The 14,228-nt window shown below is 65.9% G+C and carries 14 protein-coding genes and 1 pseudogene; 3 read left to right on the forward strand and 12 right to left on the reverse strand.

Features of this window, described 5'->3' with window-relative positions:
- Positions 1–11 precede the first annotated feature (11 nt).
- From CNE_RS43290 to tnpA, 3 genes and pseudogenes are all read right to left on the reverse strand, one after another.
- Positions 12–410 (reverse strand): hypothetical protein, encoded by a 399-nt coding sequence (locus CNE_RS43290; protein WP_238553060.1) that lies wholly within the window; start codon positions 408–410, stop codon positions 12–14.
- Entirely contained in the window at positions 407–823 is a 417-nt protein-coding gene (locus CNE_RS43295) for an IS4/Tn5 family transposase DNA-binding protein (protein WP_238553061.1), read from the reverse strand. Before CNE_RS43295 ends, CNE_RS43290 begins: the two co-directional genes overlap by 4 nt.
- A 135-nt stretch (positions 824–958) precedes the next feature.
- Positions 959–1,258, reverse strand: a pseudogene (gene tnpA, locus CNE_RS06190) (IS200/IS605 family transposase); the annotation flags it as partial.
- Positions 1,259–1,312: 54 nt separating this feature from the next.
- Between tnpA and CNE_RS06195 the strand changes: the two are divergent.
- Complete coding sequence (locus CNE_RS06195; RefSeq protein ID WP_049800594.1) at positions 1,313–2,473, forward strand: RNA-guided endonuclease InsQ/TnpB family protein; 1,161 nt, start codon at positions 1,313–1,315, stop codon at positions 2,471–2,473.
- Here the strand turns inward: CNE_RS06195 and CNE_RS06200 are convergent, their stop codons facing one another.
- Positions 2,474–3,148, reverse strand: coding sequence for an MFS transporter (locus CNE_RS06200; protein WP_202947890.1), 675 nt, complete (start codon positions 3,146–3,148; stop codon positions 2,474–2,476).
- On the reverse strand, positions 3,145–3,939 hold the full coding sequence (locus CNE_RS06205; protein ID WP_013956273.1) for a hypothetical protein: 795 nt from the start codon (positions 3,937–3,939) through the stop codon (positions 3,145–3,147). The genes CNE_RS06200 and CNE_RS06205 overlap by 4 nt, the downstream gene beginning before the upstream one ends.
- 235 nt (positions 3,940–4,174) lie before the next feature.
- Here CNE_RS06205 and CNE_RS06210 point away from each other — a divergent pair, with 235 nt between their 5' ends.
- Both CNE_RS06210 and CNE_RS06215 read left to right on the forward strand, forming a co-directional pair.
- Complete coding sequence (locus tag CNE_RS06210) at positions 4,175–4,753, forward strand: acyloxyacyl hydrolase (RefSeq protein ID WP_013956274.1); 579 nt, start codon at positions 4,175–4,177, stop codon at positions 4,751–4,753.
- Positions 4,754–4,893: 140 nt separating this feature from the next.
- Complete coding sequence (locus CNE_RS06215) at positions 4,894–5,769, forward strand: pirin family protein (RefSeq protein WP_013956275.1); 876 nt, start codon at positions 4,894–4,896, stop codon at positions 5,767–5,769.
- A gap of 50 nt (positions 5,770–5,819) precedes the next feature.
- Here the strand turns inward: CNE_RS06215 and CNE_RS06220 are convergent, their stop codons facing one another.
- The 7 genes from CNE_RS06220 to CNE_RS06250 all read right to left on the reverse strand — a co-directional run bounded on the left by CNE_RS06220 (position 5,820) and on the right by CNE_RS06250 (position 14,218).
- Positions 5,820–6,968 (reverse strand): porin, encoded by a 1,149-nt coding sequence (locus CNE_RS06220; RefSeq protein WP_013956276.1) that lies wholly within the window; start codon positions 6,966–6,968, stop codon positions 5,820–5,822.
- 248 nt (positions 6,969–7,216) lie between these two features.
- On the reverse strand, positions 7,217–8,041 hold the full coding sequence (locus CNE_RS06225; protein WP_013956277.1) for an SDR family NAD(P)-dependent oxidoreductase: 825 nt from the start codon (positions 8,039–8,041) through the stop codon (positions 7,217–7,219).
- A gap of 26 nt (positions 8,042–8,067) precedes the next feature.
- A complete protein-coding gene (locus CNE_RS06230; protein WP_013956278.1) occupies positions 8,068–8,484 on the reverse strand; it encodes a MaoC family dehydratase in 417 nt (138 codons plus the stop codon).
- 14 nt (positions 8,485–8,498) lie between these two features.
- A complete protein-coding gene (locus CNE_RS06235; RefSeq protein WP_013956279.1) occupies positions 8,499–8,939 on the reverse strand; it encodes a MaoC family dehydratase N-terminal domain-containing protein in 441 nt (146 codons plus the stop codon).
- 26 nt (positions 8,940–8,965) lie between these two features.
- The gene (locus CNE_RS06240; RefSeq protein WP_013956280.1) at positions 8,966–10,153 is read right to left on the reverse strand and encodes a lipid-transfer protein; all 1,188 of its coding nucleotides are present in this window, start codon (positions 10,151–10,153) and stop codon (positions 8,966–8,968) included.
- A 38-nt stretch (positions 10,154–10,191) separates the two neighbouring features.
- Positions 10,192–11,331, reverse strand: coding sequence for an acyl-CoA dehydrogenase family protein (locus CNE_RS06245; RefSeq protein ID WP_013956281.1), 1,140 nt, complete (start codon positions 11,329–11,331; stop codon positions 10,192–10,194).
- A gap of 196 nt (positions 11,332–11,527) precedes the next feature.
- Positions 11,528–14,218 (reverse strand): LuxR C-terminal-related transcriptional regulator, encoded by a 2,691-nt coding sequence (locus tag CNE_RS06250; protein ID WP_013956282.1) that lies wholly within the window; start codon positions 14,216–14,218, stop codon positions 11,528–11,530.
- Positions 14,219–14,228: the final 10 nt, after the last annotated feature.

The following is a 14,228-nucleotide window of genomic DNA, read 5'->3' on the forward strand; positions in this document are numbered from 1 at the left end:
TTTAACCGACCTCAGCACACAGAATTCCTGACACCTCCGTATCGCAGCGTCAGGCGGGCCGTGCGTAGGGTGCGTGCACCTCTGGCCGGAATCAGCAACTCGGTGTAACCTGCCGCAGGGGTGTCCAATACCGCTTGCCAGAGATAGCGCTGGGGATGGCGGGCACAGCGATTCCATGCTGCGCGCACCAGCCAGTCCACTCCGTCTGGTCGCTCGGCAGCAAACAGTTCATACACATCGCTTTCGCGATCTCCGATCCCTACCAGTTGGGTCTGTGCACAGCGCGACTTCAGCGCAGACAGATGGGCAAGACCCTCGATCCACTTAGCGCTTTCTTTCTCGTGGACGGGTCGGGACTTGCGCTGCGCCGCACTACCTTTGGTTGCTTCAGCGCGTGTCCACGTCTTCATGCCCAGCACCCCAAGCGGCAGCCCCTCTGGACTGACGCCAGCAGGCTGTGCATCAGGAAACCACGCTCATTGCCACCGGTACAGCGACCTAAGCCCTCTGTGGCGTGCAGGTGCGTCAGATTGAATTCGGTCTTATCCTGTATTGCCAGCACCACTGGCAACTGTTCCATGCGGTGCAACGTCTGTGCAATATGCGGCGCCAGCACGCCGTTGGTATCGACCTGATCGTTATCGAAGAAGCGGTAGGCCGCCTTCAGTTCAGCTGGTGACAGGGCCTGGGGGAGCGAAGTGTGTGGACTGATGGCCAGCTGCCGGGCCAGCGCGACCAGTCGCTGCGACAGGCGAGCATCGCCGAGACTCGCCTCTGCGAATTCTTCGCTAGCCCAGTCTGCCGTGTCGTCTCTGATCGCCAATCCGCTGCAACAACATAAATAGGATGGGCGAAAGTTAACACCGCTCAATCCAGTTTACAACCGGATTTGTGGGTAATCCTCAGGCCTAAAGGCCGGGGAAGGATAGCGCGGACGCCGTCGGCGTCCTTTCGGCGGCTAATGCGGCGTCTGTTGTTGCTCAATGTATTGGCGGATGATCTCGATAGGCGCACCGCCGCAGCTCCCTGCGAAGTAAGACGGCGACCACAGCGCACCGCCCCATAGCTTCTTGCTGATGCTCGGGTAGTTCTTCTTTCGGATCATACGGCTGGATACCCCTTTCAAGCTGTTTACCAGTGCGGACACCGCGACCTTTGGCGGGTAGTTCACAAGAAGGTGAACGTGATCGTCCTCCCCATCGAACTCCACCAGTTCAGCTTCGAAATCTGCGCAAACGCCGGTAAATATATCGCGCAGGTCCTCTGCCGAATGTCATTGTCGTCGCTCATAGGCCAAGAGTATGATTGGGCCATGCAGCGTCTTCAAGCCTTCAAATACGAATTGATGCCGAACGGCGAGCAGCAGCGCAACATGCGCCGTTATGCCGGATCGTGCCGGTTCGTCTATAACAAGGCGCTGGCGTTGCAGAAACAGCGTTACGATCAAGGCGAAAAGAAGCTCAGCTATGCCGGTCTGTGTAAGCAACTCACGGAGTGGCGCAACAGCACGGAAACAGCATGGCTGGCCGATGCACCAGTCCATCCTCTTCAACAGACGCTCAAGGACTTGGAGCGGGCCTACACAAATTTCTTCGCAAAACGGGCCGACTTCCCGCGTTTCAAGAAGAAGGGTCTGGGCGACAGTTTCCGCTATCCCGACCAGAAGCAAATCAAGCTTGATCAGACCAACTCGCGTATCTTTTTGCCCAAGCTGGGCTGGCTGCGATACAGGAACAGCCGCGACGTACTCGGTGAGGTACGCAATGCCTGCGTCAGGCTTTCGGGCGGCAAGTGGTTTGTTTCGATCCAGACTGAGCGGAAGGTCGAGCGACCTGTGCCGAAAGCCACCAGCGCCATCGGCATCGACATGGGCATCGCTCGCTTTGCCACCATGAGCGATGGCACTTTCCTCGCGCCGCTCAACAGCTTTAGGAAGCACGAAGCCAGACTGCGCCGTGCGCAGCGGGCGATGAGCCGCAAGACGAAATTCAGCAACAACTGGAAGAAGTCCAAGGCCCGAATCCAGCGTATCCACGCACGCATCGGTAACGCCCGCCTCGACTACCTGCACAAAGCCACGACCACGATCAGCGAAAATCAAGCGATGGTGTGTATCGAGGACCTGAAGGTACGGAACATGTCCAAGTCAGCGGCCGGTTCAAGCGGGCAACCGGGCAAGAACGTCAGGGCCAAGTCCGGCCTGAACAAGGCCATCCTCGATCAGGGTTGGTACGAGTTCGGGCGTCAACTGGAATACAAGCTAGCGTGGAATGGCGGCTGGCTAATAGCTGTGCCGCCACAGCACACCAGTCGCACGTGCCCTTGCTGCGGGCATGTATCTGCCGAGAACCGGCAGAGCCAGGCGAGCTTCGCCTGTGTGGCATGCGGCTATGCGAATCACGCCGACGTGGTCGGCGCGATCAACATTTTGGCGCGGGGGCACCGCGTTGCAGCCTGTGGAGAGTCGGCGTAGTCAAGCCGCTCTACGAAGCAGGAACCCACCGAAGTGACTACGTAGAGCATCACGTAGCGCCGTAGGAATCCTCGTCCTTTCCGCCGTAAGGCGGCAGCCGAAGGCTGAGGACGGGGAGATGGATGTCAAATAGAGCAGGCAGGCGCCCAGCGTGGCCAGGCCACCGATATAGCCAAGGCTCCAGCCCCAGCCCGATACCCTGCCCAGGGCGCGGGTGGTGGAGAGCGATGGCAGGAAGGCGGCGATCAGGTTTTCGCCGCTGCCGAAGAAGAAGTTGGACAGGACCACGCACAGGATGGCGATGCCAAGGGTGCCGGGCTGCGCAAAATAGAGCAGTGCGGTGAACACCACGCAACCCGCCGTCGTCACCGCAAGCAGTGGCTTCTTGGCTGCGCGCAGGTCGGCGTAGGCGCCGACCAGCGGCGCGCTGAGCACCGCCAGCGCATAGGAGAGGGAAAGCGCCGCGGTCCACGCCAGCGTGGCCCAGGGCGCGTTGCCGGCCGCCACGGCGACGAAGTAGGCATTGAACAGCGCGGTGATGACCACCGTGGTGTAGCCCGAATTGGCAAAGTCGTACATGGCCCATGCCCACACTTCGCGCGGCCGTACGTCGACGCCCAGGGCAGAGGGCACGCGGGGCTCGCGAGCGTGGCCACCCGCTTGGGGCACGGTCATGTTCCTTCCTCCACGATGCGGCGCCGCTTCAGCCGAAGCAGGACGCCATAGACGGCCAGCGCTGCGAACACGTGCTTGAGCGTGTGCCCGCTGACCAGCCCGGTGAGCGCGGCGATCTGGTGATCCAGCACATCGCAAGCCAGGGCCAGCACATAGCAGCCGGTGATGGCCAGCACATCCCAGTCGCCAGTGTAGCGCGGCGCATAGAGGCAGAGCAGCAGCGGCACCACCAGCATGGCCCACGCCTGAACCAGGAGATAAGGGCGCAGGTCTCCGATGCCTCGGGCTTCGCTCCATGCCCAGTAGCCGACGCTGGCCGGCCCCGCGATCAGCAGCAGCGGCAGCAGCCGCAAGCCGGCCTTCAGGCTGACCCGCTCGCACAGGTTGGCGCCCAGCCAGGACATCAGCGCGAACGCCAGCGGGGCCCTGTCCCACACCAGCCGCTGGTTGTCCGGTGCAAGGTGGTAATAGGCGGAGCCCAGGCCAACCAGGAAGACGGCAAAGAAAAGCAGCCGGTAAGGCCAGGCCTCGGCCGGCGCGATGAAGGCGCGGCTGGCAGCCGTGGTGCCCAGATAGCGCAGGCCGGCCGCGCCCGCGAGCAGGAACAGCAGATTGGAGCCGATGTCGAGGCAGTGGGGCGTGCCGAAGCAGACATAAGGGTCGGCATAACGATGGTATTGCGGAGGCTGCGCGATGCGCGGCAGCAGCCAGGCCGCGGTGGCCATGGCCGCCACCAGCAGCCAGACTGCTGCTGCCCTGGCGGCAGGGCGGGCTTGTCGGCAGGCGCGCATGATGGCCTCCTTCCGCTTGTGGACGGCCTTGTGATAGCCGCGTACTACCAAGTTTCGACAATTGTCTGTTGCTTTGCCAATGCTTTGGCTGTGACGCCGCATTGTTCCGGCATTGGAACACTGTGTTCGCTTCCGGCAGGCTTCCGCAAATTTGAAGGGCTGCTATCTTCGAGCGCCGTGATCAAAATAAAGTGGCAGCGCCGCGATACACCTCGACGCTGCCCGAAACCCACGGATGTCAGTGAAGAACGCAACCCCATCAACCCGGCTGGCGCACCTTGCGACCGCCGTTTCCTTTGCTGTCTGCCTGTGCGTGCTGCCGGCCGCCGCCGGCGCGGCAACCTTCTCGATGCAGGGCGGCTATGGCCGCGACAACGGCCACGGCGTTGAGAAATACGAAGTGGCCGCGCGCTGGGACGACATCGTGCAGTGGCAGCTGTCCAGCCGCTTGGTACTGTCCCTGGACGGCGAGGTCAATCTCGCGAACTGGCGGGCGCTGTCGTCCCAGCCGTCGAGCCAATTGACAGAGTTTGGCGTGTCGCCGATCTTCCGCCTCAGCTATGCGGGCGAATACGCGACGCCGTTTGTTGAAGCCTCCGTGGGTTTGCGCGTGCTCAGCCATACCGAGATCGCCGATGGCCATCGCATGGGCTCGGCTTTCCAGTTCTCTGACATGGTCGGCGTGGGCATTGCCTTCGGCAAGGCGCAGCGGCTTGCCATCGGCTACCGCTTCCAGCACCTGTCCAATGCCGGCATCAAGCAGCCCAATCCCGGCACCAACTTCAGCATGGGCTACGTGCGCTACTGCTTCTGACGGGGTGGCGGCCGGGGATCGTTCCAGCCGCAGGACACTGCATCGCAATCCCACGGTCTACCGCGCATCGGCCCCAGCACCTATCATTGCTCCATGGATCATTGCCTGCCACTATCGGCCGGCATACTCGGAGATCAGACATGAAGCGCATTCTGGGCGTCTACAGCGCACCGCGTCAGCACTGGGTCGGGGATGGCTTTCCGGTGCGCTCGATGTTTTCGTACATGAGCCACGGCAAGCAGCTGAGCCCGTTTCTGCTGCTGGATTACGCCGGGCCGGCCGACTTCACGCCGACGCAGCGACCGCGCGGGGTTGGCCAGCATCCGCACCGCGGTTTCGAGACAGTGACCATCGTCTACAAGGGCGAGGTCGCGCATCGCGACTCGACCGGGCAGGGCGGCGTGATCGGCCCCGGCGACGTGCAGTGGATGACGGCGGGCGCCGGCATCCTGCATGAGGAATTCCACTCGCCGGCCTTTACGCAAAGCGGCGGCGCGCTGGAAATGGTGCAACTGTGGGTCAACCTGCCGGCGCGCGACAAGATGACCGCGCCCGGCTACCAGGCCATCGTCGACCGCGATATCTCGGTGGTGCCGATGCCCGATGGCGCCGGCACGGTGCGCGTGATCGCCGGCGAGTACGCGGGCAAGGCCGGTCCGGCGCGCACCTTCACGCCGATGAATGTGTGGGATATGCGCCTGAACCAGGGTGCCAGCACGCGGCTGGCGCTGCCGGAGGGCTGGCATACCGCGCTGGTGGTGCTGCGCGGCAAGATCACGGTCAACGCGGAGGCGACGGTGCGGGATGCCGAAATGGTGGTGCTGGACGGTGCCGGCGAGGATGTGAACATCGAAGCCAGCACCGACGCGGTGATGCTGCTGCTCAGCGGCGAGCCGATCGACGAGCCGATCGTCGGCCATGGCCCGTTCGTGATGAACACTGAAGAGCAGATCGCCGATGCCTTCCGCGACTTCAGCAGCGGCCACTTCGGCAGCATCACGGCGGGCGGCCGGTAGGCGCCTGCTGCGGCAACGGGGCGAGCCTTGCGGCTCGCCCCGCTCCGGCATCAGAAGATCTGCCGGATCCCCACGGTCACGCCCACCATGCTCTTTTGCCCGGCCATGGTCGGGTACTTGAAGGCAAAGGCGGTGGCCGCGCCGTCGAAGCTCAGGCCGCCGTTGCGCGCATAGCCGGCCGACAGGTACACGTCGGTGCGCTTGCTGAAGTTGTAGTCGGCGATGAAGCTGACCTGCTGCATGTTGGACGGGTTGGTTTCGGCGGCCGTGGCGGTGGCGCGTGCGCTCTTCACGTCGGCGTAGTAGTAGGCCAGGGACAGGCCCAGCGCGGGCGTGGCCTGGTAGTTGACGCCGGCCCACCAGTAGTCGTCGCGCAGCAGCGTGTTGCCGTTGGCGAACTCAGCCTTGTTGTAGCGGTATCCTAGCGTGAACTTGAACGGCCCGGTGTTGTACAGCGCCGCCGCGCCCAGCTTGGTCATGGTGCCGGGCTGGCCGGTGACCGCGGCAGGGCGCCAGACGTCGGCACCGATCGAGGCGCCGAAGCCACTGCTGTTCAGGTACATCAGCGAGCCGCCATAGGCGATGTTGTCGCTGAAGTGCCCCGGCACCTCGCCCGCGCCGCCGTTGGCCAGCAGGATGGCGGCATTCTGCACCGCCACGCCGGCGCCGAACGAAAAGTGCGCCACCGCCTGCAGCGGACCGAACTGGCCGGTGTACTTGATCATGTTGTCTTCGCGGTAGTTCAGGCCCATCCACCAGATGCCCGGTTCATAGGTGGCGGCAAAGCGCATCGGCGCGAAGTTGGCCATGCCGTCGAAGAACGACGTGTACTGGCGCCCGAAGGTGAGCTTGCCGATGCTCTTGTTCTGCAGCCCGACATATGACTGGCGATTGAACAGCGGCGCGCTCTGCAGGTTGCCGCTGTCCCACTGGAAGCCGCTTTCCAGCACGAACAGCGCCTGGTTGCCGGCACCAAGGTCTTCCACTCCGCGCAGGCCCCAGCGCGACGCGGAGAGGCCGCCCACCTGCGGCATGCCGATGCGCTTGCCGCCCTGCGTGGGCGTGGCGGCGGATGCGGCCACGCGGTTGACATACTCGATGGATCCGTCGATGACCCCATACAGCGTCACGCCGGACTGTGCATTGGCGCTGCCTGCGGCCGCGCCAAGTACAGCCAGCGTGATAAGCGATTTCTTCATGCTAAGTCGTCTCCTGTCGGTTTTTATGGAAGGCGCTGGCCGGTTGCTACGCCCGGCTCTGTTCCATTAGACCTTTGTGCGTGGTGTCAGGCCCCCTCCTAAAAGGAGTGAATCGGGGTCTGGGTGTTGCCGTGCCGCACGGATGATGGCTGGAGGAGAGTCCCTATTGACTTGAGGTGGGGAGGCGGTTGGCGAAGCAAAAAAACGGGGGCTCGCCAATGCGAGCCCCCGCTTCGGTGCGGCTGGACTTACTGCACGTTGCCGGCGACCGCGATCACCTGGCCGGTGATGTAGTTGGAATCCGGCGAGCAGAACAGGTACACGCCGCCCGCGGCTTCTTCCGGGGTGCCCCCGCGGCCGAGCGGGTTGCGCTGGGCGTGCGTCTTCAGCGCTTCCGGGTTCAGGCCCACGCGGATCTCACGGCCTTCGATGTTGACCGTGGCGCCGGCCTTGGCGTCGGCCGAGGTCATGCGGGTGTGGATCAGGCCGAACGCCACCGCATTCACGTTGACGTTGAAGCGGCCCCACTCGCGCGCCATGGCGCGGGTCATGCCGATCACGCCGGCCTTGGCGCCGGAGTAGTTGATCTGGCCGGCATTGCCGTTCAGGCCCGAGGTCGACGAGATATTGACGATCTTGCGGTACACCTCGCGGCCGGCTTCCTTGTCGGCGGCGGCCAGTGCCTTAATATGCGGGTAGGCGGCGCGCAGGATGCGGAAGGGCGCGGTCATATGGCAGTCCAGAATGGCGTACCACTGCTCGTCGCTCATCTTTTGCACCACGTCGTCCCAGGTGAAGCCGGCGTTGTTGACGATGATGTCGATGCACTTGAAATTGCTCATCGCCGTGTTGATGAAGCGATCGGCAAAGTCCGGTGCGGACACGTTGCCCACGCAGGCCACGGCTTCGACGCCCATTGCCTTCAGTTCTTCGACGGTCTGTTGCGCCGGCTCGGCGTCCAGGTCATTGATGACCAGGCGTGCGCCTTCGCGTGCCAGCCGCATGGCGATGGCGTTGCCGATGCCGCGGCCCGAACCGGTGACCAGTGCCACCTTGCCTTCAAGTGCTCCCATTTCAGACTCCTTGTGCTTGATTGGATTTACAGGGCAACGATGGCGTCGCCGAGGATCTTGCTTTCGCCATACTGGTTGGCGGTCTGGATTTCCAGCCTGACGCGTTTCTCGCCGTCGACTTCCAGCTTCTCCACCACGCGGCCGGTGCAGGTGATGCGATGGCCCAGGTGCGTGATGCCGACAAAGCGCACGCCGAACTGGCGCAGCTGGCGCTGGTCCACCCACTGCGTCAGCAGGCGGCCCAGGTAGGCCATCGACAGCATGCCGTGGGCAAACACGTCGGGCATGCCGGCCTTGCGGGCGTAGTCGGTGTCGATGTGGATGGCGTTGTGATCGTTCGAGGCGCCGGCAAACAGCGCCAGCGTGGTGCGATTGATCGGTTCCAGCGTCAGCGGCGGCAGGGTGTCGCCCACCTTGACCTGGTCGAAGCTCAGTTTGCTCATGGGAGTTCTCCGGTTCAGCCGTTGCGATGCACCAGCACGCTGCGCAGGTCCGCCACGTGCTCGCCGTCCTGGTTGGCGACGCGCGTCTCGCGCACCACGAACTCCAGCGCGCCCCCCTTCTTGTCGTAGATGTCGGTGATGGTGGTCTTGAAGTGCAGCGTGTCGCCCGCATAGGCCATACAGTGGTAGTCGAAGGACTGCTCGCCGTGCAGGATGCGGTCCGGCCGGATGCCGAGTTCCTGGCGCCAGGCGCTGGGCGGCTGCGTCAGTTCGAGCGAGAACAGGAAGGTCGGCGGCAGCGGCAGGCCCGGGTGGCCGGCGTCGCGCGCGGCGGCCTCGTCGATATAGACCGGGTCGGTCTGGCCGGTGGCCTTGGCGAAAAAGCGCAGCTGGCTGGCCGGCGCGGAGGTGCGGAAGTCCGCAATCACCCGGCCGATATGTTTCTTGTCGATCATGGATGGGCTCCTGTGTCGGGGTGTGCTCAGGCGTGCTTCTGGTACAGCGTGACCACGCAGGCGCCGCCCAGGCCGAGGTTGTGCGTCAGGGCCAGGCGTGCGCCTTCGACCTGGCGCTGGTCGGCGGTGCCGCGCAACTGCTGGACCATCTCGTAGCATTGCGCCAGGCCGGTGGCGCCCAGCGGGTGGCCCTTGGACAGCAGGCCGCCCGACGGGTTGACCACCCACTTGCCGCCGTAGGTGTTGTCGCCGTCGTTGACCAGCTTCTCGGCGCCGCCTTCCGGGCACAGGCCGAGGCCTTCATAGGTCAGCAGCTCGTTCTGCGCGAAGCAGTCATGCAGTTCGATCACGTCGATGTCCTGCGGGCCGACGCCGGCCTGCTCATACACCTGCTGCGAGCCTTCGCGCGTCATGTCGAAGCCGACCACGCGGATCATGTCGCGTGCGTCGTAGGCGCTGGGGCGGTCGGTGGTCAGCGACTGGCCAGCGATCAGCACGTCAGTCTTCAGGCCCTTCTTGCGGGCGAATTCCTCCGACACCACGATGGCGGCGGCGGCGCCGCAGGTTGGCGGGCAGGCCATCAGGCGCGTCAGCACGCCTTCCCACAGCGCCGGCGCGGCCAGCACGTCCTCGGTGGTCAGCACGTTGCGGAACACGGCCAGCGGGTTGTTGGCGGCGTGGCGGCTGGCCTTGGCGCGGATCCTGGCGAAGGTTTCGAGCTTCGTGCCGTACTTTTCCATATGGGCCTTGCCGGCGCCCGAGAACTGGCGGATGGCATTGGGTAGGTCCTTGCGGTCGACCAGTTCGTCCACCAGGCCGATGGCGCGCTCCAGCGCCGGGGCGCGGTCGTCCCAGCGCGACTTTAGCGCGCCGGGCTGCATGAATTCGAAGCCGACAGCGAGCGCGCAGTCCACCGCGCCGCTCTGCACCGCCTGGCGCGCCAGGAACAGCGCCGACGAGCCGGTGGCGCAGTTGTTGTTCACGTTGATGACAGGGATGCCGGTCATGCCGACCTGGTACAGCGCCTTCTGGCCGCAGGTCGAGTCGCCGTACACGTAGCCGGCGTAGGCCTGCTGCACGTCCTCATAGCCGAGGCCGGCGTCTTCCAGCGCCTGGCGCACGGCGGTTGCGCCCATCACGTCATAGGTGTCGCTGCTGCCCGGCTTCTTGAACGGGATCATGCCGGCGCCGGCGACGAAAACCTTGCGAGTCATGTGTGTGCTCCGATGAGTGTTTGTCTTGGGATCAGTGCTTACAGCTTGCGCGCGATCAGATCGCGCATCACTTCGCTGGTGCCGCCGTAGATGCGGGTCACGCGCATGTCGGCAAAGGCGCGCGCCACCGGGTACTCCATCATGTAGCCGTAGCCGCCGTGCAGTTGCACCATCTGGTCCAGAGCGGTGCCCAGCACTTCGGTCGCATGGAGCTTGGCGATGGCCGCTTCTTCCAGCGTCAGGCGGCGGCGGATGTGCTCGCCGAGGTAGTGGTCGACCAGCAGCCGCACTGAGATCGCCTGCGTCTTGATGTCGGCCAGCTTGAACTTGGTGTTCTGGAAGTCCCAGACGGTCTGGTTGAAGGCCTTGCGGTCCTTGACGTAGGCCAGCGTGTGTTCCAGGCAGACCTCCAGCTTGGCGGCGGCGCTGACCGCGATTGACAGGCGCTCCTGCGGCAGCTCGGCCATCAGGTAGCCAAAGCCCTTGCCTTCCTCGCCCAGCAGGTTTGCCACCGGCACGCGCACGTTGTCGAAGAACAACTCGGCGGTGTCCTGCGCGTGCTGGCCGACCTTGTCCAGCTTGCGGCCGCGGCGGAAGCCCTCGCGGTCGGCTTCCACCACGATCAGGCTGACGCCGCGCGCGCCGGCGGCCGGGTCGGTCTTGCAGACCATGATGATCAGGTCGGCGTTCAGGCCGTTGCTGATGAAGGTCTTGCTGCCGTTGATCACGTACTCGTCGCCATCGCGGATGGCGGTGGTGCGGATCGCCTTGAGGTCGCTGCCGGTGCCCGGCTCGGTCATGCCGATGGCCAGGATGCTCTCGCCGGAGCAGACCTTGGGCAGCCAGCGCTGCTTCTGTTCCTCGTTGCCGATGCGGGCGATATACGGCGCGATGATGTCGGAGTGCACGCCGAAGCCGACCCCGCTCAGGCCGGCGCGGGCATACTCTTCGGCATAGATCGCGGAATGGCCAAAGTCACCGCCGCCACCGCCGTACTCGGTCGGCAGCGTCACGCACAGCAGGCCTTCGCGGCCGGCCTTGAGCCAGGTCTCGCGGTCGACCTTGCCGGCTTTGTCCCATTCGGCTTGCCTGGGCAGGCATTCGCGTTCCAGGAAGCGGCGCACGGTGGTGCGGAACATCTCGTGGTCGTCACGATAGATGCTGCGGTTGATTTCCATTGAGTACTCCGGATGTCGGTCTGCGGGAGGTAGCCTCAGCCCAGCAATGCGGCCGTTGGTATGGCGCTAAGGTACCGGGGAGGAGGGGGCCGCGAACACCACCCGCATCAGGTGGCCGGAGACAGCAAAGAGGGGGCCGTGCTTGGGTCGCGCGGCCTTGGGGGGAGGGAGAGGGGGAGAGGGGGCGGCCGCGCCGTCAGTGCGGCACGTCAGGCGGCTGGGCGCCGCCGGCCTGGTCCAGCTCGCGGTCGCGGGCGCGGGCCACGGCCTCGTCGCGGCTGCTGACGCCCAGCTTGCGGAAGATGTTGCGCAAGTGCCATTTCACCGTCTCCGGCGACAGACCCAGGCTACGTGCGATCTTCTTGTTGGGCAGGGCCTGGCCGAGCAGGCGCACGACATCGGCTTCGCGGTCGCTCAGTTGCTCAAAGCGCGCATCGGCCCGGGCCGGGCTGCCGGCGGGCGCGGCAGCCGCGGCGGTGCCGGCTTCTGTGGCTCGCGGCGGCACGGTGGCCTGCAGCCGTTCGACATAGAAGGCCAGCACCGGGTCCAGCGTGGTGTTCGCGGCCACGCGCACGATCTGGCCGAGTGCGCCGGGGCAGGCATCGATCACGCTACGCATCAGGCCGAGCCGGTGGCCCCGGCGCAACCCTTCCAGTACATGCGCGCGTGCCGCCTCGGCGTCGCCGCGGCGCGATGCCACCACGGCCGCCAGCATGTGCATCTGCGCCACGTGGCGTTGCCAGCCGCGCGCCTCGCAGTACGCGATCAGCGCTGCGGTGCGGGCCTCGGCCCCGCACATGTCGTCATGCGCCAGGCTGAGCAGCAGGTGGGCGCGCTCGTTCACCATGTGGATGGCGTCCAGCGAGCCGCGCGGCGCGTTGCGATGGCGCGCGGCAATGGCGTCCAGGCGCGCCAGCGCCGCCTCGGCGGCAGCGATGTCGCCGCTGGCCAGGTGCAGCCGGATCTGGTTGGCCAGGCTCTGCGCCACCAGCCGGTCCAGGCGCAGTTGCGTGCCGTAGTCTTCCAGCCGCTCCAGCTGCGCGAAGGCATCGAGCCGGTGGCCGCAGATCCAGTGCGCGGCTGCCAGCACGGTGTGCACCCGCAGCACCGAGTCGGGGATCGATACCCGTTCGAGCACGTCGACCCGGTCTTCCAGCAGCCGGCGCGCGGCCTCCAGGTCGTTCTGCTCATACAGCGCCTCGCCCAGCAGGGCTGCGGCAAAGTACTCCGGCTCGGCGCCGGCGCCGCCGTGGCCCGCTTGCTCGACTTCGCGCAGCACGTCGCGGGCGACGCGCTCGGCCTGGATCATGTTGCCTTCCAGCGCATGGCTGAAGCCGATCATGCAGCGCCCGTTGAGCATGCCGCTGGCGGTGCCCAGCAGCGGCACGCCGTCGATCACCAGCGGCGGTGCCTCGGTCTGGATGCGGCGGGCGCGCTCGTAGTCGCCCAGGTGCATATAGAGCCACGACAGCAGGTTGTTGCGCGAGCCGATAAACAGCGCCGGCATGTCGGCGGGCGCGCTCTCGATCTGCGGCAGCAGCGCCAGCGCGCCCTGGCTGTCGTCGCGCAGCAGCACCAGGGAAAAGCGCAGCAGCGCCAGCCGGTAGCGCAGCGAGGCGTCGCCCGGCGGGATGTCGGCTTCGAGCCGGTCCGCGGCCGCGGCGCACGCGTCCAGGTCGCGCGAGAACATCTGTGTGCGCAGTGCCAGCAGGCGCAGTTCGGGGCGCGACTGCACCTGGTCGGCGGGGATGGTGCGCAGCAGCCCGAGCGCCTTGCGCACCTCGCCGCGCATGATCAGGGTGTCGGCAAAGCGCTGCACCAGGTCGGCGGCGGTGTCGGCATCGCCGGCCAGAACCGCGTGGCGCACGGCTTCTTCCAGCATGCGATGGTCGCGGAACCAGCGCCACGCCGCCGCGTGCACGGCGCGCTGCTGGGCCTCGCTGCGCGAGCGGAAACGCTGGGCCAGGGTTTCGCGCAGCAGCGGATGCAGCCGGTACCAGGATTCGCGCTCGGGGCCCTGCGCCGGGGTAATGAAGAGGTTCTCCTGTTCCAGCCGCGCCAGCAGCGCCAGAATCTCGCCTTCACCCAGCGCCTGCTCGCCCAGGGCCTCGCACAGCGACGCGGTGAAGCGTTCGCACGCGGCGGCACGCACCAGCAGCTCGGCTTCGTCCGGCGCCAGGCGCGACAGCACCTCGCGTTCGAAATACTCGGCGAAGGCGCCAGCATCCTGCACGCTGGCCTGCACGAAGCCGGTGGCAAAGGTGAGGCCGCTGGCGTTGGCCTTCTTGCGTTTCCAGTGCGCGGCAAAGAGCTGCAGGCCGGCCACCCAGCCGTCGGTCAGCTCGTGCAGCATGCGCGCATCGCGCGGGCTGATCTCGCCCAGCTGGGCGCGCAGGAAATGCTGCGATTCAGCAAGCGTGAAGCGCAGGTCGCGCTGGTCCAGCTCCAGCAGCATGCCCTGGTCGCGCAGGCGCCCGAGCGACAGTGGCAGCGCCACGCGCGAGGCCAGCACCACATGGAAATTGGCCGGGGCATAGTCGAGCAGCCACTGCAGCGGCTCCAGCACGCGCGGCGCCGTCAGGTGGTGCATGTCGTCGAGCACCAGCGTCACGTCGCGCGGGTGGGCAGCAATGCCGCGCACCAGCGCGATGATGGCGCGCTCGACGGCTTCGTCGTCCGTGCCGCGGTCGGCCAGCATCATGGCTTCGCGCGTCAGCGCGGGGCTGACCTCGGACAGGCAGCCGAGCAGGCGGTCCAGCCAGCGCTGGCGCTCGTTGTCGGCCGGCTCCAGCGTCAGCGCGGCCATGTCAAAGCCGAGCGCCAGCAGGTCCAGCCGCCATGCGGTCAGCAGCGCGGTCTTGCCGTAGCCGGCCGGGCCCTGCAGCACGATGCAGCGC

Origin of the sequence: Cupriavidus necator N-1, from assembly GCF_000219215.1 — a bacterium.
GTDB lineage: Bacteria > Pseudomonadota > Gammaproteobacteria > Burkholderiales > Burkholderiaceae > Cupriavidus > Cupriavidus necator.